17 protein-coding genes are annotated in these 16,390 nt (G+C 57.9%); 11 read left to right on the top strand and 6 right to left on the bottom strand.

Annotation, left to right across the window (positions count from 1 at the left end):
* Nucleotides 1-119: 119 nt before the first annotated feature.
* Genes AC2FIT_RS12735 through AC2FIT_RS12720 form a run of 4 tightly spaced genes read left to right on the top strand, consistent with a single transcriptional unit; the run spans nucleotide 120 to nucleotide 2,753 of the window.
* Nucleotides 120-620 carry a type III secretion system chaperone family protein gene (locus AC2FIT_RS12735; protein ID WP_496829970.1) on the top strand — a complete coding sequence of 167 codons (501 nt, stop codon included), beginning with the start codon at nucleotides 120-122 and terminating at the stop codon, nucleotides 618-620.
* Between the two features lie 36 nt (nucleotides 621-656).
* The gene (gene proC / locus AC2FIT_RS12730; RefSeq protein ID WP_496829968.1) at nucleotides 657-1,472 is read left to right on the top strand and encodes a pyrroline-5-carboxylate reductase; all 816 of its coding nucleotides are present in this window, start codon (nucleotides 657-659) and stop codon (nucleotides 1,470-1,472) included.
* Nucleotides 1,465-1,803 carry a tRNA-binding protein gene (locus tag AC2FIT_RS12725; protein WP_496829966.1) on the top strand — a complete coding sequence of 113 codons (339 nt, stop codon included), beginning with the start codon at nucleotides 1,465-1,467 and terminating at the stop codon, nucleotides 1,801-1,803. Before proC ends, AC2FIT_RS12725 begins: the two co-directional genes overlap by 8 nt.
* Nucleotides 1,803-2,753 (top strand): 2-hydroxyacid dehydrogenase, encoded by a 951-nt coding sequence (locus tag AC2FIT_RS12720; RefSeq protein ID WP_496829965.1) that lies wholly within the window; start codon nucleotides 1,803-1,805, stop codon nucleotides 2,751-2,753. Before AC2FIT_RS12725 ends, AC2FIT_RS12720 begins: the two co-directional genes overlap by 1 nt.
* On the opposite strand, the gene AC2FIT_RS12715 is transcribed toward AC2FIT_RS12720, so the two are convergent.
* Nucleotides 2,750-3,328 carry a thymidine kinase gene (locus AC2FIT_RS12715; RefSeq protein WP_496829963.1) on the bottom strand — a complete coding sequence of 193 codons (579 nt, stop codon included), beginning with the start codon at nucleotides 3,326-3,328 and terminating at the stop codon, nucleotides 2,750-2,752. The genes AC2FIT_RS12720 and AC2FIT_RS12715 overlap by 4 nt on opposite strands.
* A gap of 356 nt (nucleotides 3,329-3,684) precedes the next feature.
* On the opposite strand from AC2FIT_RS12715, the gene AC2FIT_RS12710 reads away from it, so the two are divergent.
* A complete protein-coding gene (locus AC2FIT_RS12710; RefSeq protein WP_496830077.1) occupies nucleotides 3,685-4,146 on the top strand; it encodes a hypothetical protein in 462 nt (153 codons plus the stop codon).
* A 65-nt stretch (nucleotides 4,147-4,211) separates the two neighbouring features.
* On the opposite strand, the gene AC2FIT_RS12705 is transcribed toward AC2FIT_RS12710, so the two are convergent.
* On the bottom strand, nucleotides 4,212-5,336 hold the full coding sequence (locus tag AC2FIT_RS12705; RefSeq protein ID WP_496829961.1) for a beta-ketoacyl-ACP synthase III: 1,125 nt from the start codon (nucleotides 5,334-5,336) through the stop codon (nucleotides 4,212-4,214).
* A 195-nt stretch (nucleotides 5,337-5,531) separates the two neighbouring features.
* Entirely contained in the window at nucleotides 5,532-8,876 is a 3,345-nt protein-coding gene (gene carB / locus AC2FIT_RS12700; protein ID WP_496829960.1) for a carbamoyl-phosphate synthase large subunit, read from the bottom strand.
* 176 nt (nucleotides 8,877-9,052) lie between these two features.
* Between carB and AC2FIT_RS12695 the strand changes: the two genes are divergently transcribed.
* The 4 genes from AC2FIT_RS12695 to aspS all read left to right on the top strand — a co-directional run bounded on the left by AC2FIT_RS12695 (nucleotide 9,053) and on the right by aspS (nucleotide 13,305).
* Complete coding sequence (locus tag AC2FIT_RS12695; protein WP_496830075.1) at nucleotides 9,053-10,180, top strand: aminodeoxychorismate synthase component I; 1,128 nt, start codon at nucleotides 9,053-9,055, stop codon at nucleotides 10,178-10,180.
* Entirely contained in the window at nucleotides 10,135-10,782 is a 648-nt protein-coding gene (locus tag AC2FIT_RS12690) for an aminotransferase class IV family protein (protein ID WP_496829958.1), read from the top strand. Before AC2FIT_RS12695 ends, AC2FIT_RS12690 begins: the two co-directional genes overlap by 46 nt.
* On the top strand, nucleotides 10,779-11,450 hold the full coding sequence (locus tag AC2FIT_RS12685; protein ID WP_496829956.1) for a CPBP family intramembrane glutamic endopeptidase: 672 nt from the start codon (nucleotides 10,779-10,781) through the stop codon (nucleotides 11,448-11,450). Before AC2FIT_RS12690 ends, AC2FIT_RS12685 begins: the two co-directional genes overlap by 4 nt.
* A gap of 79 nt (nucleotides 11,451-11,529) precedes the next feature.
* Complete coding sequence (aspS, locus tag AC2FIT_RS12680) at nucleotides 11,530-13,305, top strand: aspartate--tRNA ligase (RefSeq protein WP_496829954.1); 1,776 nt, start codon at nucleotides 11,530-11,532, stop codon at nucleotides 13,303-13,305.
* 229 nt (nucleotides 13,306-13,534) lie between these two features.
* Here the strand turns inward: aspS and AC2FIT_RS12675 are convergent, their stop codons facing one another.
* Nucleotides 13,535-14,251 carry a response regulator gene (locus AC2FIT_RS12675; RefSeq protein WP_496829952.1) on the bottom strand — a complete coding sequence of 239 codons (717 nt, stop codon included), beginning with the start codon at nucleotides 14,249-14,251 and terminating at the stop codon, nucleotides 13,535-13,537.
* A gap of 134 nt (nucleotides 14,252-14,385) precedes the next feature.
* Between AC2FIT_RS12675 and mce the strand changes: the two genes are divergently transcribed.
* Both mce and AC2FIT_RS12665 read left to right on the top strand, forming a co-directional pair.
* A complete protein-coding gene (mce, locus tag AC2FIT_RS12670) occupies nucleotides 14,386-14,790 on the top strand; it encodes a methylmalonyl-CoA epimerase (RefSeq protein WP_170325901.1) in 405 nt (134 codons plus the stop codon).
* A gap of 17 nt (nucleotides 14,791-14,807) precedes the next feature.
* Nucleotides 14,808-15,083, top strand: a complete 276-nt coding sequence (locus tag AC2FIT_RS12665) for a DUF1467 family protein (protein ID WP_068336130.1) — start codon at nucleotides 14,808-14,810, stop codon at nucleotides 15,081-15,083.
* Nucleotides 15,084-15,086: 3 nt separating this feature from the next.
* Here the strand turns inward: AC2FIT_RS12665 and AC2FIT_RS12660 are convergent, their stop codons facing one another.
* Together AC2FIT_RS12660 and AC2FIT_RS12655 are read right to left on the bottom strand one after the other, a co-directional pair.
* Nucleotides 15,087-15,782, bottom strand: coding sequence for an EI24 domain-containing protein (locus tag AC2FIT_RS12660; RefSeq protein ID WP_496829949.1), 696 nt, complete (start codon nucleotides 15,780-15,782; stop codon nucleotides 15,087-15,089).
* The gene (locus AC2FIT_RS12655) at nucleotides 15,782-16,360 is read right to left on the bottom strand and encodes a nitroreductase family protein (protein WP_496829947.1); all 579 of its coding nucleotides are present in this window, start codon (nucleotides 16,358-16,360) and stop codon (nucleotides 15,782-15,784) included. The genes AC2FIT_RS12660 and AC2FIT_RS12655 overlap by 1 nt, the downstream gene beginning before the upstream one ends.
* Nucleotides 16,361-16,390 lie beyond the last annotated feature (30 nt).

Here is a 16,390-nt window from a genome sequence, read left to right as displayed (position 1 = left end):
CTGTCTCGCATCGCACCATATTTAGTACAGGCCCAAGGGGGAAGCCCGGCTTGTAGAGCAGGCAACTAGCGCTGGGGCACTGCCAGCCCCGAAATGCTAGAGAAAAGTGAGGTGGCATTATGGCCCTTTCCGAGCAGTTTCTCGAAGAAGACCTTCATCCGATTGATATAGTCGAGCACTTGGCCGAGCATCACGACTGGGATTTTGACCGGATCGGGGATGACCAGATCGCAATGGCTGTCGAAGGGCAGTGGCGCACATACTCAATCACTCTGGCCTGGTCCAACTATGACGAAACGCTACGCATGGTGTGCTCGTTTGAAATGGAGCCACCTGCCGAGCGTGAGACCGAGCTGTATGAACTTCTGAACAAGATGAATGATCAGTGCTGGGCCGGGGCGTTCACGTATTGGGCCAATCAGAAGCTGATGATCTATCGGTATGGTTTGGTTCTGGCCGGCGGCCAGATGGCCAGCCCGGAGCAGATCGACACCATGATCACAGCCGCAGTGCTAAGTGCTGAGCGGTATTACCCGGCGATCCAACTGGTCACCTGGGGCAACCGTGATCCGGAAGATGCGATGCAAGTCGCCATTGCAGAGGCCTACGGCCGCGCGTAAAGCTTTGCCCCGAACCGAACAAGGAGAGGGGCAATCATGGATATGTCACGCGTCGCCGAACAGGGGCTTTTTCTTCTGGGATGCGGCAAAATGGGATCAGCCATGCTCGCCGGATGGTTAGAACATGGCCTTCCCGCATCTGCCGTCTGGGTCATTGATCCGAATCCCTCGGACTGGCTGAAGGCGCAGGGCGTCAACATCAACACTCCATTGCCCGAGGCCCCGGCCGTGGTGCTGGTTGCAGTCAAACCGCAGATGATGGGTGAGGCCCTGCCAGCGATCAAGGCGCTGGGCGGTGGCGACACCCTGTTTGTTTCGGTCGCAGCAGGAACCCCTATTGCCACATTTGAAAGCGTGTTGGGAAAAGACACCCCGATCGTGCGCGCCATGCCGAACACACCTGCTGCAATCCGCCAGGGAATCACTGCTCTCATCGGCAACACACAGGCATCAGAAGCAGACGTACTCCTTGCGGAAAACCTGTTGTCTGCAATTGGTGAGACCGTCCGGCTGGATGATGAGGCGCAAATGGACGCCGTAACCGGGCTGAGCGGCTCGGGCCCGGCCTATGTTTTTCACCTGATCGAAACGCTGGCAGCGGCGGGCGAGGCCCAGGGATTGCCGGGTGAACTGGCGATGAAACTGGCCAAATCTACCGTGGCTGGGGCCGGTGCGCTGGCCGTTGCTGCCGAAGAAGACCCCTCTCAACTGCGGGTCAACGTGACGTCCCCCAATGGCACCACGCAGGCCGCTCTTGAGGTGTTGATGCACGAAGAAACCGGTTTCCCTGACCTGCTGCGCCGCGCAGTCAAAGCTGCAACAGACCGATCCAAGGAGCTGTCTCGTGAGTGAGATTACATTGGACGACTTTCTCAAGGTCGATATCCGCGTAGGTGAAGTAACCCGTGCTGAGCCATACCCTGAGGCCCGCAAACCCGCGATCAAGATGTGGATCGACTTTGGGGATGAGATTGGCGAGCGGAAGACCTCGGCTCAGGTCACGGCGCATTACGACCCGCAGACTCTGGTCGGAAAACAAGTGATGGCCGTCGTGAACTTCCCCCCACGCCAGATCGGCCGGTTCATGTCCGAGGTTCTGGTGTTGGGCCTGCCAGACGAAAACGGTGAGGTTGTCCTTATCGGCCCGGATGGCGAGGTTCCCATCGGTGGACGGATGCATTGATGAAGGTGCTGATTTCACGCCCGATGACTCCCGCCGTCGAGGCCCGCGCCCGGGCTGAGTTTGACGTGGAAATCGGCAAGGAGACCGCACCGATGACGCGTGATGAGATGCTGCGCGCGTTGAAGGAGTTCGACGTGGTCGTACCGACCTTGGGCGATCAGTTCTCGGCTCAGGTCTTTGCCGAAGTCGCGGACCCCCGCTGTGGGCTGCTGGCGAATTTTGGCGTCGGCTACAACCACATCGACGTAGGCGCCGCGCAAGCCGTGGGTATTGCCGTCACCAACACGCCCGGTGCCGTGACGGATGCGACGGCGGATATCGCCATGACCTTGCTGCTGTCGACCGCCCGTCGGGCTGGTGAGGGCGAGCGCTTGGTCCGTGCAGGGCATTGGCAGGGCTGGCATCCAACGCAGATGCTGGGCCATCACGTCACCGGCAAACGAGTCGGCATCGTTGGCATGGGGCGGATTGGTCAGGCCATTGCACGTCGGTGCCACTTTGGGTTCGGAATGCAGGTGGCCTATCAATCGCGCAGCCGGAAGCAGGTGGACTACCCTGCCGAGTATGTCGCTGACCTGAACACACTGGCAGCAGACGTCGATTTTCTTGTCCTTGCTGTCCCCGGCGGTGCTGAGACGCGCCATCTGATCAACGCACAGGTGCTGGAGGTCATGAAACCCTCGGGCATCCTGATCAATATCGCACGCGGAGAGGTTGTCGACGAAGCCGCCCTGATCGCCGCCCTGCAATCGGGCCAGATCGCCGGTGCTGGTCTGGATGTCTATGAGTTTGAACCTGCTGTCCCGCAGGCCCTGCGCGAGATGGAGAATGTGACCCTGCTACCGCATCTGGGCACTGCAACAGAAGAGGTACGTAGCAACATGGGTCTTATGGCACTGGATAACGTTGCGGCCTTTGTCGCAGGGCGACCGCTGCCGAACCCGGTCTAGGGTTCAACCGCCTCGCGCCAGTGCCTGCGACAAACCGAGACGTAGGTTTCATTTCCGCCAATCTGTACCTGTGCACCTTCGATGATGGTGTTTCCGTTCTCATCCTGTCGAATCACCATCGTCGCTTTCCGCCCGCATTTGCAGATGGTGCGCACCTCGCGCATCTCGTCTGCGAGGGCTAGCAAGGCTGCTGATCCCGGGAAAAGGCGACCCTGAAAATCTACCCGAAGACCATAGGCAAGCACTGGCACGCTAAGGTCATCCACGGCGCGCGCCAGCTGCCAGACCTGCTCTTCTGAAAGAAACTGCGCTTCGTCGACAAAGACGCATGCGATTTCACCTTGGTCCAGCCGCCGTTGGATCATCGCAAACACATCGTCGTTTGAGGAAAACGTGTCGGCATCGGCGGAAATGCCTATGCGTGACGCAATCTTTCCAATCCCGGCACGCCCGTCCAGCGCTGCGGTCATCAGATAAGTATCCATGCCCCGTTCGCGATAATTGTGCGAGGCTTGCAGCAACACGGTCGATTTACCCGCGTTCATCGTTGAATAGTTGAAATACAGCTTTGCCATGCGCCCGGGTCTAAATGGCCTTACGTGTCCCGGCAAGGCTATAACAGCCGTTCATAAAAGTGACGTCGCCGCTGTCGTTGCAGGGGCAGAGCTTACGCTCAAAGGGGATGGATCCCCTGCGCCCACACCAGCGACGTCATCGGCCAACATGGGCCTTCACACAGCGGGGCTAAAATAGTGCCTCGCAATCACTCATTACCGGCCGGAAGGGCCACCACTCACTCACAAAACCCCTGCATATCTGAGGGATAGCCAATTTATGGCATTTCAATTATGACTGGAGTATGGGAATTTTCCTGTCCCTTTCCCCCGCACGGGCAGATGTTGTGGGTGACGCAGGCAGAAAAGGTAAAAATATGGCAGATATCGGTGCCTATCTGAAGAAGCACACAGAGGCGTTGGTCAAAGACGTTGGCATAGAGTCTGCGTGCGAGATTACCGGAAAGTCCAAGGCAACCTTGGGTCGGTATTATTCAGACAATGCCGAACACGCTGACCGGTTCATGCCCGTCGACGCCGTGGCCCGGCTGGAGGTTGTTTCAAATTTCCCGCATGTGACATCGGCGCTGGCCGATTTGAAAAACATTACTCTGTCTTATGATGGTCGAAACACAACTAAGCCGCGAACCGGGGGGGTAAATTCTGACGTCATCGCGCTGAGCCAACGCTTTGCGATGCTGATGACCGAATATCAGGCTGCCATCGAGGACGGCATAATAACGGTCAACGAAGCTAAGCGCCTGCTGAAAGAAACCAGTCTGCTGCAACAGGTGTTGATCGAAATGAAGCTGCATTTGGAAGAGGAAAGCGTGAGCTGAGGCTCGCTTGCCGCCCCCCAGCTTCAATCCCTGACCGCAAGAAATCGCGCGTGTCAGCGGCTCGTCTAACCGTGCCGCTTCACAATCACTGACCCCACCGAATAGCCAGCCCCGAACGAGCAGATCAACCCGATATCACCGTCAGCCAAATCATCTGAATATTTGGAGAACGCGATGATGGATCCGGCTGAGGACGTGTTGGCATAGTCCTGAAGGATGTTGGGTTGCTCATCAGGTTCAGGCTTACGCCCCAGCACCTTTTTGCCAATGAAATCGTTCATCGTCTTGTTGGCCTGGTGCAGCCACAGGCGTTTCAGGTCGCTGCTGGTTACACCTTCGGCTTCCATGTGATCCGAGATGTGTTTGCTGACCATCGGCAGCACTTCCTTGAACACCTTGCGGCCGTTCTGCATGAACTGCATATCGCGCCGATCAATAACGCCGGCGGGGCGCGACCGACGCAGGAAACCGTTGTTATTACGAATGTTATTCGAAAAAGACGTGGCGCAGCGGGTCGAGAGGACTTCGAAATGTGGCCCTTGCGCGTCTTCGATCCGTTCGATCAGGGTAGCCGTGGCGACGTCACCAAAGATAAAGTGGCAATCGCGGTCCCGCCATTCCAAGTGGCCCGAGCAGATTTCGGGGTTCACCACCAGCGCCGATCTGACCGAGCCCGAGCGGATCATGTCCGCTGCGGCCTGAATGCCGAACGTGGCCGACGAGCAGGCAACGTTCATGTCAAATCCAAAGCCGTTGATCCCCAGCGCTTGCTGAATTTCGATCGCAATCGCCGGGTAGGCGCGTTCATGGTTCGAGGCTGCGCAAATCACCAGATCAACGTCTTCGGCTGTGCGTCCAGCCTGTGCCAAGGCTTTTTTGCACGCGTCTACCGCCATCTCGGTCATGATGCCCGGTTCGTCATCGCTGCGTTGGCGCAAAAGGGGGTGCATTACGTCAGGATCCAGCACGCCGGATTTGTCCATCACGTACCGGTTTTCGATGCCCGATGCCTTGAGGATGAACTCTTCCGAGGAATGCTGCAGCGGCTCAATCTCACCAGCTGCGATTTTGTCTGCATTCTTAGCGTTTTGCTTGTCTGCATAGGCGTTGAAGGCAGCGACGAGTTCAGCATTGGTGATGATGTTTTCGGGCGTGAAAACACCTGTGCCTGTGATTGCGGGCGTGTACATGGCGGGTCCTGAAGGTTTCGAATCTGCCTAAAATGCAGTCACAATGGGATTTGATCAAGGGATGGTTACCTAAGGGAATATGCCGATTTTGATCAAATACCACTCTCACACGCTGACGACGCCGTAATCGCGAGAATGCCAGTGCTGAACTGGCTGGATCAACACCTTTGACACTCTGGCAACTCACACGGCCGTTCAGCCCTGCAGCGATTTTACCTCAACATCCCCCTCGGCCTGCGCCTTGATCGCCAGCGCTGCGGCATGGCTTGCAGCTGCGGTGGTGAAGTAGGGGATTTTGTCATATAGGGCAATTGAGCGGATGGACTTGCTATCTTCAACCGCCTGCGCGCCTTCGGTGGTGTTCATCAATAGCTGCACCTGACCGTCTTTCAGCATGTCGGCCACGTCCGGGCGACCCTCATAGACCTTGTTGACCACATCACAGGCAACGCCGTGCTTGGCCAACCAGGACTGAGTACCGCGTGTGGCCACCAACGAAAACCCTTGTTCGGCAAGGACTTGGGCGGCCTCAAGCATCGCAGGGGTCTTGTCGGCATCCTTGATCGAGATAAACGCCCGACCTTTGGACGGCAGCACCATGCCCGCACCCATCTGTGCCTTCAGGAAAGCGCGCGGAAAGTCGCGGTCCCAGCCCATGACTTCGCCGGTGGATCGCATTTCCGGCCCCAGGATGGTGTCGACGCCGGGGAAACGGGCAAAGGGCAACACGGCCTCTTTCACCGAGAACCACGGCATGTTCGGGTCGGCCAAAGTCATCTGGTCGGCAATCTTTGTATCCTGACCCTCTTGATACGGAGGGCGCTGCGGGAAGTTCGACAGTTTCTCACCCGCCATGATGCGCGCGGCAATCGACGCAATCGCGCTGTCGGTTGCCTTGGCGACAAACGGCACCGTGCGCGATGCACGCGGGTTAACTTCGATCAGATAAATCTCATCATCCTTGATCGCGAACTGAACGTTCATCAGGCCAACGACGTTCAGCGCTCTGGCCAGCTTGAATGTCTGTTCCTTGATCTCGGCAATGATTTCCTTGGAAAGGGAGTAAGGCGGCAGCGAGCAAGCCGAGTCGCCAGAATGAACGCCAGCCTCTTCGATATGCTGCATGATACCTGCAACGTGGACGTCGGTTCCGTCACAAAGCGCGTCTACGTCCAATTCCACAGCACCGGCAAGGTAGCTGTCCAACAGAACCGGACTGTCCCCAGAAACCACCACGGCTTCGTTGATGTAGCGCTTTAGCTGCTCCATATCGCGGACGATTTCCATCGCGCGCCCGCCCAGAACGTAAGAGGGGCGGATCACGAGCGGAAAGCCGATCTCTTCGGCAATTTCCAGCGCCTGCGCATCCGTCGCGGCGATGCCGTTCTTGGGCTGTTTCAGGCCCAACTCATTGACCAGCGCCTGGAACCGTTCGCGGTCTTCGGCAAGGTCGATGGCATCCGGGGTGGTGCCGAGGATCGGAATTCCTTCGGCCTCCAGCGCGTTGGCCAGTTTCAGCGGAGTCTGGCCGCCGAACTGAACGATCACACCATGCAGCTTGCCGTTTTCCTGCTCTTTCGTCAGGATTTCCATGACGTGTTCGAAGGTCAGCGGTTCAAAATACAGACGGTCCGAAGTGTCATAGTCGGTCGAAACCGTCTCGGGGTTGCAGTTGACCATGATGGTCTCATACCCGGCGTCGGTCAGCGCGAAACAGGCGTGACAGCAGCAATAGTCGAACTCGATGCCCTGACCGATCCGGTTGGGCCCACCGCCGAGGATGACAACCTTTTTGCGTTCGGAGGGGCGGGCCTCACACTCGACCTCACCCATCATCGGCGCTTCGTATGTCGAGTACATATAGGGCGTTTGAGCCTCGAACTCGGCCGCGCATGTGTCAATGCGTTTGAAGACGGCAGAAACACCGAGGTTCCGACGGGCGCGGCGCACGTTGTCTTCGTCACGGCCAGTCAGGTTGCCCAGACGTGCATCGGTAAAGCCCAGCATCTTGAGCCGACGAAGACCATCTTCAGTCATTGGCAGGCCGTTTTTGCGAACCTCACGCTCAGCCTCGATAATCTCGCGGATGCGGGCGAGGAACCAAGGATCAAACTTTGTGACACCAAAGATTTCATCGTCTGACAGGCCATGGCGCATGGCTTGCGCGATGGTGCGCAGACGATCGGGCGTTTGCTGGCTGATCGCCTTGATCACGGCGGCCTTGTCGTCGGCTTCGTCCCAGACACCAACGTTCAGTCCGGGGATTTCAATCTCATCAAATCCGGTTAGCCCCGACTCCATCGAAGCCAGCGCTTTTTGCATCGATTCGTGGATAGTGCGCCCGATTGACATGGCCTCACCGACCGATTTCATGGCGGTGGTCAGGTAGGGCTCGGACCCAGGGAATTTCTCGAACGCAAATTTCGGGATTTTGGTGACAACATAGTCGATGGTGGGCTCGAAAGAGGCGGGGGTGACCTTGGTGATGTCGTTGTCCAACTCATCCAGCGTATAGCCCACGGCCAGCTTGGCCGCGATCTTGGCAATCGGAAAACCGGTCGCTTTTGAGGCTAATGCCGAGGAACGCGACACGCGGGGGTTCATTTCAATCACGACCATGCGGCCATCATCGGGGTTGATGGCCCATTGCACGTTCGAGCCGCCGGTCTCAACGCCGATCTCACGCAGAACGGCAATCGAGCCGTTGCGCATAATCTGGTATTCCTTGTCGGTCAGCGTCAGGGCAGGGGCCACAGTGATCGAGTCGCCGGTATGCACACCCATCGGATCGACGTTTTCAATCGAACAGACGATGATGGCGTTGTCGGCGGTGTCGCGCACCACCTCCATCTCGTATTCTTTCCAGCCCAGCAGGCTTTCATCGACAAGGATCTGGTTAACGGGCGAGGCATCCATGCCTGATCGGCAGAAATGGATATAATCCTCTCGGTTATAGGCCACGCCACCGCCAGTGCCGCCAAGGGTAAAGGCGGGGCGGATGATGGCGGGCAGGCCGATCTCTTCCAGCTCATCCAGGGCGGTTTGCACACCTGCGTCCAGATCGGTGGAGCCGTCATCGCGCTTGGGAGCGGTCACGATAGTTGCCTTTGGGTTTTCCAGCCCCAGGCGATCCATGGCCTCGCGGAACAGCTTGCGGTCTTCGGCCATTTCGATGGCGTCGCGCTTGGCGCCGATCATCTCGACCCCGAATTTTTCCAGCACGCCCATCTCTTCCAAGGCCAGCGAGGTGTTGAGGCCGGTCTGCCCACCCATCGTGGGCAGCAGCGCGTCGGGGCGTTCTTTTTCGATGATTTTGGCGACAATCTCGGGGGTGATTGGTTCGATGTAAGTAGCGTCCGCCAATCCCGGGTCGGTCATAATGGTGGCCGGGTTTGAGTTCACCAGAATGACCCGGTATCCTTCTTCGCGCAGCGCCTTGCAGGCCTGAGCGCCGGAATAGTCGAACTCGCACGCCTGACCGATAACAATGGGCCCCGCTCCGATGATCATGATCGACTGGATGTCGGTTCTTCTGGGCATGGCCTTGTTCCTTCGATTATCCGCGAGTCAGGGCACCCCCAAGCGCCCAAATTGTCCTGCGTTATAGGGACCGCGCGAAAAGGTTCAAGAGGTATCGGAAACAGAGGTGAAATTGCCGCTTTCCCCTCTTTCCCTCGCCGCGGTATCCTCTATATCGCGCAACACGACAAATGAGGATGCACTTGCGTATTCGTTTCGATCAGGGGCCAGCCGGGCCAGGGACCAGTTTCGACCGGCCAGCCGATGTGATCCGTGCGGACAAGCCGGACGATGTGCCCCAAGCCTTGGCGGCGCTGGATCAGGCGCGCGCGAACGGCGCGTGGTTGGCAGGATATGCCAGTTATGAGCTTGGCTATACACTGGAACCGCGCCTTGCCGAACGTCTACCCAAGAGCCGCCGCCTGCCTTTGTTGTGCTTCGGCGCGTATGAGGCGCCGACGCAACGTGCCCTACCGCCAGCACATGGTGAGGTCAGCGGTTTCGAACCACGTTGGGATGAGGCGCGATACACAGAAGCCTTTCAACAGGTTCATGACGCCATCGGGGCAGGGGATATCTATCAGGCAAACCTGACCTTTCCGATCGACCTGATCGCCAAGGGTGACAGCGCGTCGCTCTATGCCGCGCTGACCGCCGGTCAGCCGGTTGGCTACGGGGCTCTGGTGCAGCAGGACGGCTTGCCAGACTTATTGAGTCGTTCGCCCGAGTTGTTCTTTCGCACCGACGCCGAGCGCGGGATCGAAACCCGTCCGATGAAGGGCACCCAGCCGCGCAGTGAGGACATGGCCGAGGATGCCCGCCGCCGTGCTTTTCTGTCGACCGATGCGAAAAACCGGGCTGAGAACCTGATGATTGTCGATCTGTTGCGCAATGATATCAGCCGCGTTGCGCTACCCGGTTCGGTCAAGGTGCCTGAACTGTTCAAGGTCGAGACCTATGCGACCGTGCATCAGATGATCTCATTGGTGCGGGCGCAATTGCATCTGGGCGCAGAGCTTTCGACCATTCTGACCGCGCTATTTCCTTGCGGCTCGATCACCGGTGCGCCCAAGATTCGCGCGATGGAGATTTTGTCTGATCTAGAACCCTGGCCCCGCGATATCTATTGCGGAGCGATTGGTTGGGCAGCGCCTGATGGACGGTCCGAGTTCAACGTGGCGATCCGAACCTTGATGGTCGAGGATGGCAAGGCCACCCTTAACGTGGGCGGCGGCGTGGTCTGGGACAGCACGGCCCCATCAGAATACGAGGAAGCGCTATGGAAAGCCCGCTTTGCCCACCAACTGACCCTGACTTCCGCATAATCGAAACCATGGCCTTTCGGCCCGAGCAGGGCTTTGTGCGGCGTGACCGCCACTTGGCCCGTATGGCACGAACGGCAGGCGTATTCGGCATTCCATTCGAGGCGGGGCTTGCTGTTGAAAAACTCGACAAGGTCGCTGGAGAAATACCGCTGAGGTGCCGGCTGACCTTGGCTGTGGATGGGCAGTTTGATCTGACAACCGCAGAGCTGGCCGATAACCCCGCAGTCTGGCGGGTGACTGTTGCCGAAACGCGTCTAATTGCATCGGATTTGTGGCTGCAGCACAAGACGACACAGCGTTCTGTCTACGATAACGCCCGTGCGGCGTTGCCAGAAGATATCGACGAGTTTGTTTTCCTGAATGAACGTGCAGAGCTGTGCGAAGGTACGATCACCAATCTATTCGTGCACATGCCGGACGGACGCCGCCTGACGCCCGCCCTGACCTGTGGTGTACTGCCGGGCATCCTGCGGGAAGAATTGCTGGATAACAAACAGTTTGTCGAAGCCACCCTGACCTTGACCGACCTTAAAAACGCGGAAAAGCTTTACGTAGGGAATTCGTTGCGTGGCCTGATCCGGGCGGAGTTGGCAATACAGTGAGCAAACAAACCGATTGGGCCGACAGCGCGGCGCCGCAATTTCGGTTGCAGCTGGAGTTTGGGCTGTTTTTCATTGCTGCTCCTGTGCTGATTGCGGTGTTCTTTCCACCCAACTGGATGTTCCCGTCTCTGTTCACCTTTACGGCCCTTGGCATCGTGTTGCTGCATTTTACACGCGGCTTTGCCTGGGCCGAGTTGCGGTATAATTGGCGCAACTGGTCCTGGCCCGAACTCGCCGTGTTTGCCGTTGTCATGACCGCATTCTGTGCCGCCGTTGTCATGGTCACACGACCGGAGGCGGCGTTTTTCCTGCTGCGCAACCGCCCGGAATTCCTGCTGGTTATCTGGCTTGGCTACCCTGTGCTGTCGGCCCTGCCGCAAGAGCTGTTGTTCCGCTCTTTGTTCTTCCGCCGCTATCACGCGATCCTGCCGAATGGATGGGCGGCCTATCTGCTGAATGCGGCAGTGTTTTCTCTGGCGCATTTGATGTACTGGAGCTGGATCGTCGCCGCCATGACCTTTGCCGGAGGGCTGCTGTTCACCTGGGCCTACCGCAGGCGCGGATCGTTTTTCTACGCGGTTCTGCTGCACGCAATCGCAGGCAATATCATCTTTGCTGCCGGTCTGGGTGTCTATTTCTACTCAGGTAACGTGCAAAGGCCGTTTTGAGCGGTAGACCCGCCTTGACTTTCGCTGCCTGACGCGGTGTATCGGCGCGACGAATTCTGCGCCCGAAGGGATATGATCCATGCACGCCTACCGCAGCCACACCTGCGCCGCTCTGACCGCCGCCAATGTTGGCGAAACCGTTCGCCTGTCTGGTTGGGTGCATCGTGTTCGAGATCACGGCGGCGTCCTGTTCATAGACCTGCGCGACCATTTTGGTGTGACGCAAATACTATGCGACGGCGACAGTTCGGCCTTTGCAGAGCTTGAGAAAGTGCGCTCTGAATGGTGCATCCGCATCGATGGGTCCGTCAAAGCCCGCGACCCGGAGCTTGTGAACCCGAAACTGCCCACCGGTGAGATCGAGGTTTATGTGCGCGAGCTTGAGGTTCTGGGCGCGGCAGATGAACTGCCCCTGATGGTTTTTGGCGATCAGGAATACCCCGAGGAAACGCGACTGCGCCATCGCTACCTGGACCTGCGCCGCGAGGGGATGCAGCGCAACATGACTTTGCGCTCGGACGTTGTCGCCTCGATGCGTCGCCGTATGTGGGATCAGGGATTCCGCGAATATCAGACGCCGATCATTACCGCGTCGTCGCCAGAGGGCGCGCGCGATTTTCTTGTTCCGTCGCGCCTGCATCCGGGCAAATTCTATGCGCTGCCGCAAGCCCCGCAGCAGTTCAAGCAGTTGATCATGGTGTCGGGCTTCGACAAGTATTTCCAGATCGCGCCTTGCTTTCGCGATGAAGACCCGCGTGCGGATCGCTCACCTACCGATTTCTATCAGCTCGACCTTGAGATGTCGTTTGTCGAGCAGCAGGATGTGTTCGACACGATCCAGCCTGTCCTGACCGGCGTTTTCGAAGAATTCGGCGGTGGTCGGAAGGTTGATCAGGACTGGCCGCAGATTTCCTACAAGGACGCGGCACTGTGGTATGGCACAGACAAGCCTGATCTGCGGAACCCTATTAAAATGCAAGTGGTTTCTGACCACTTCCGCGGGTCTGGCTTCGCGATTTTCGCGAAGCTGCTTGAGCAGGAGGGCACTGAAATTCGCGCCATCCCTGCGCCAACCGGGGGCAGCCGCAAATTCTGTGACCGCATGAACGCATTTGCCCAGAAAGAAGGCTTGCCCGGCATGGGCTACATCTTCTGGCGGGATCAAGGCCAGGGGATGGAAGCGGCAGGTCCACTGGCGAAAAACATCGGCCCTGAGCGCACCGAGGCGATCCGCCAGCAATTGGGTCTGGGCGTAGGCGACGCGGCGTTCTTCCTTGGCGGAAAGCCGAAAACCTTTGAAAAGGTCGCTGGTAGGGCACGTGATGTGATCGGCGAAGAGCTTGGCCTGATGGAAAAAGACCGCTTCGCCTTTGCGTGGATCGTGGATTTCCCGATTTACGAACAGGATGAAGAAACCGGTGCCATCGACTTTGAACACAACCCGTTCTCAATGCCGCAGGGCGGGATGGACGCGCTGAATGGCGATCCGCTTGAGGTCAAAGGTTATCAGTATGACCTTGCCTGCAACGGGTATGAGATTGTCTCGGGTGCGATCCGGAACCATAAGCCTGAAATCATGTTGAAAGCCTTTGAGCTTGCAGGCTACGGCGAGGATGAGGTGAAAAGCCGCTTTGGCGCGCTCTATAATGCGTTCCACTATGGCGCCCCGCCACATGGTGGCTGCGCCGCGGGAATTGATCGGATCGTGATGCTTTTGGCTGATGAGGCCAACATCCGAGAGGTCATGATGTTCCCGATGAATCAACGGGCCGAAGACTTGATGATGGACGCGCCATCCGACCCATCCTCGGATCAGTTGATGGAACTGGGGCTACGCATCATCCCACAGGAATGATCACGGACCCGCCGCATCCCCCGCGGCGGGTTTCTTCCCTGGGGTGTGGCGTTCAAGCGCGTTGCAGGGCATCAACGCTGAAGCGTGATCCTGACCGTTTTCGGATAGGATGTGCTGCGCGCAGGGTAGCGACCTGCGCGCAACCCTGATGCCGCGTGCCGTGGCGCGGACCTGAAAGTATATCCAAATGCTTACGATTGTGACCGTCAGGAAATAGGCCGTTAGCATTTCAAATCGCCTCGCGTTGTTGCAACCGTGTCTGGACGATGCCGGCAACCTGAGCCGTCAAGGCCGTCACGGGTGTGCTGCTGGCACGGGATTCGGCCAATTTTTGCGCCGCATCCGCCAACACGGCGTCTTCGGCATGTTCGGCAACCCCCCGAAGGAATTGCGCGGCATAATCCAGGGTCCTGCGATCATTCGGCTCGGTCAGCACTTCGGCAATGTGAGCCATATCATCCTGATAGGCCATTGGATCTGGGCAAATGACTTCATCCCGAACGGCGTGCAGGCTGTTGGGGCGGCGATCCTCGGGCAGACTGTTCAAGATAAGGTGCTGAAAATATGACAGCGACTTTAGCGGTTTGGCAAGAAACCCATCCGCCCCTGCCCGAAGGGCTGTATCCTGCGCGTGGTCATCGCCCGACATTCCCAAAATGGCGCCGATACGCGGCGTAGCTTGCGACAGTTCAGCGATCAGTTCGTCGCCAGAGCCGTCCGGCAGACCGATATCCACCAGAATGACCGAAGGCCGATAAAGCTGCAGGTGGCGGCGTGCCGATTTCAGACAATCCGCACGTCGGATGCGTGCACCGCTGTGTAAACACATCAGCCGGATGGCGTCACAGGCATAACGGCTGTCTTCAACAACCAGAATGGTTTGACCCAGCAGCGGCCGTGTGGCCGTTGGCTGAGCGGGAGAGGCGAAGGGGCTCGAATCGTCCATAGCAGAACTCCTAATCAGCAGATGCCTCAAGCTAGGAACTTCTGGCTAACACAGGGTTAACGGCAATTTGGCGCACTTGTTCTTTGTCTCTGCAGCCCTCATAACCGCTGCAACGCAGAACGGAGGAGAGTTTTATGATTGGTCGTCTGAACCACGTTGCCATTGCCGTACCTGATCTTGAAGCCGCGTCCGAGCAGTATCGGAGTGCGCTGGGTGCCAAGGTTGGCGCACCGCAGGATGAACCTGATCACGGCGTGACGGTTGTGTTCATCGAGCTTCCGAACACCAAGATTGAACTGCTCTATCCGCTGGGCGATGACAGCCCGATCAACGGCTTTCTGGAAAAGAACCCCGCCGGGGGCATTCATCATGTCTGTTATGAGGTTGACGACATCATCGCTGCCCGCGACCATCTGAAGGAAACCGGTGCCCGTGTTCTGGGGTCGGGTGAGCCCAAGATTGGTGCGCATGGCAAGCCGGTGCTGTTCCTGCATCCCAAGGATTTCAACGGCTGCCTGGTTGAGCTTGAGCAAGTCTAATTTGAAAAGGGGCTGTCATGACGATCACTGCTGCTTTAGTACTGTTCGCCGTCATTTGGTTCATGACGTTGTTGGTCGTACTGCCGATCCGCATCAAAACGCAGGGCGACCTGGGCGAAATCGTGCCGGGCACACATGCGGGTGCGCCTGAAGTTCATCACATGAAGAAGAAAATGTGGATCACCACCGGGATCTCGGTGGTGCTCTGGGCCATTATCGCAGGGATCATCATTTCGGGTGTGATTTCGGTGCGCGATTTTGACTGGCTGAACCAGTTGGAGCCGCGCGAGTAGCTGTCAGGCGGTGGACCCTGACAGCTTGTGATACAAATGGGTGAAAGTTGCGGCCCCCAGTATTGGGATCAACAGGTTCACCAAAGGCACCGACAAAGGAATAGCCATCAACGTTCCCGCCAGCCAGATAGTTGCGGAGTGCTTGGTCCGCAACTTGCGCGCACCTTCACGCCCAACGCGGCGCATCGCAGCCAGCGTGAAGTATTCACGGCCCAGCAAAAAACCATTCATGCCCCAGAATATGAACGGTGCCAACGGCGTGAAAATCGCATAGAGGATCAGGGCCAGAAGGTTGGCCACGATCAGCACCCCCATAAACCCTATCGCATCCCTTAACCCTTCGCTGAACGGGATGCCGGGTACTGCGGGCAAGGTAGGATAGTGTTTGTCCTCAACAGCTTGCGCGACTTCTTCCAAAAACATGGATGTAATCGCCGAGGCAACCGGCACCATCAAAAACACCGGTAGGATCAGCACGAGAAAGACACCAGAATAGTTTAGAACGTCATTCAGCCAAGGCACAGTGCCGATCCACGGCAGCGCTATCTCATCCCCAGACAACCGATTGATCAGCCAGATTGCCCCGGCGCAGGCGAGGATCAGCAGTATGATCGTCAGACCAACACCCCGAAGCAGGACGGCGCGAAACTTGGGATCCCCAATCTGGCCCAGTGCTGCGAAGAACGCACTCAGTATCATCACTCAGAGACCCATTCTGTGATGGCCGCAACATCCGGCCGGGGACGTTCCGGCGGGGTCGTGCCTTCGGTTGCGATGTGGATCAGGCCAGCGACACGTTCGTTGTCCTGCAAATTAAATGCCTGATGGCAGAATTCAGGGTCGTGAACCTGCCAGCCGGAAAGCCAGTTCGCGCCCCAACCCGCTGCAAGGGCCGCGTTCAAAAGGGACAGACAAACAGCACCTGCTGAATAGGTCTGCTCGATTGCGGGGATCTTCTCCGATGGCTTTTGCACTTCGATCACTGCTACGGCCAGATGACCCATATCGAACTGGCTTTGGGCCTTGGTGATCTCCTCAGGGGTTTTGCCCAAGGCAACGCCCCGGTCATGCGTCAGCGCAGACAAGCGTGGCATTGCGCCTTTCTCAAGCACGATAAAACGCCACGGTTCCAGCTTGCCGTGATCGGGGCTGCGGGCTGCGGCGGTCAGCAGGGGTAACAGCTCGTCCCGTGAGGGCGCCGGGGCAACCAGTGTCTTCGCAGGGCGCGACCGACGCGAGAGCAGAAATTCCAGAGCGGCTGGATTCTTCAAGGACATATGTTAACTTCCTTCACATAAACAGTCTGT

It is taken from the genome of Ruegeria sp. YTSA135 (genome assembly GCF_059610165.1).
Note: the sequence above shows the minus strand (reverse complement) of the source record. Positions and strands in the feature narration are given on the sequence as shown.

Coding starts and splice junctions, on each gene's coding strand:
- AC2FIT_RS12735 (WP_496829970.1), top strand. CDS start 120: ATGGCCCTTTCCGAGCAGTTTCTCGAAGAAGACCTTCATCCGATTGAT.
- proC (WP_496829968.1), top strand. CDS start 657: ATGGATATGTCACGCGTCGCCGAACAGGGGCTTTTTCTTCTGGGATGC.
- AC2FIT_RS12720 (WP_496829965.1), top strand. CDS start 1,803: ATGAAGGTGCTGATTTCACGCCCGATGACTCCCGCCGTCGAGGCCCGC.
- AC2FIT_RS12715 (WP_496829963.1), bottom strand. CDS start 3,328: ATGGCAAAGCTGTATTTCAACTATTCAACGATGAACGCGGGTAAATCG.
- AC2FIT_RS12710 (WP_496830077.1), top strand. CDS start 3,685: ATGGCAGATATCGGTGCCTATCTGAAGAAGCACACAGAGGCGTTGGTC.
- AC2FIT_RS12705 (WP_496829961.1), bottom strand. CDS start 5,336: ATGTACACGCCCGCAATCACAGGCACAGGTGTTTTCACGCCCGAAAAC.
- carB (WP_496829960.1), bottom strand. CDS start 8,876: ATGCCCAGAAGAACCGACATCCAGTCGATCATGATCATCGGAGCGGGG.
- AC2FIT_RS12695 (WP_496830075.1), top strand. CDS start 9,053: ATGCACTTGCGTATTCGTTTCGATCAGGGGCCAGCCGGGCCAGGGACC.
- AC2FIT_RS12690 (WP_496829958.1), top strand. CDS start 10,135: ATGGAAAGCCCGCTTTGCCCACCAACTGACCCTGACTTCCGCATAATC.
- aspS (WP_496829954.1), top strand. CDS start 11,530: ATGCACGCCTACCGCAGCCACACCTGCGCCGCTCTGACCGCCGCCAAT.
- AC2FIT_RS12675 (WP_496829952.1), bottom strand. CDS start 14,251: ATGGACGATTCGAGCCCCTTCGCCTCTCCCGCTCAGCCAACGGCCACA.
- mce (WP_170325901.1), top strand. CDS start 14,386: ATGATTGGTCGTCTGAACCACGTTGCCATTGCCGTACCTGATCTTGAA.
- AC2FIT_RS12665 (WP_068336130.1), top strand. CDS start 14,808: ATGACGATCACTGCTGCTTTAGTACTGTTCGCCGTCATTTGGTTCATG.
- AC2FIT_RS12660 (WP_496829949.1), bottom strand. CDS start 15,782: ATGATACTGAGTGCGTTCTTCGCAGCACTGGGCCAGATTGGGGATCCC.
- AC2FIT_RS12655 (WP_496829947.1), bottom strand. CDS start 16,360: ATGTCCTTGAAGAATCCAGCCGCTCTGGAATTTCTGCTCTCGCGTCGG.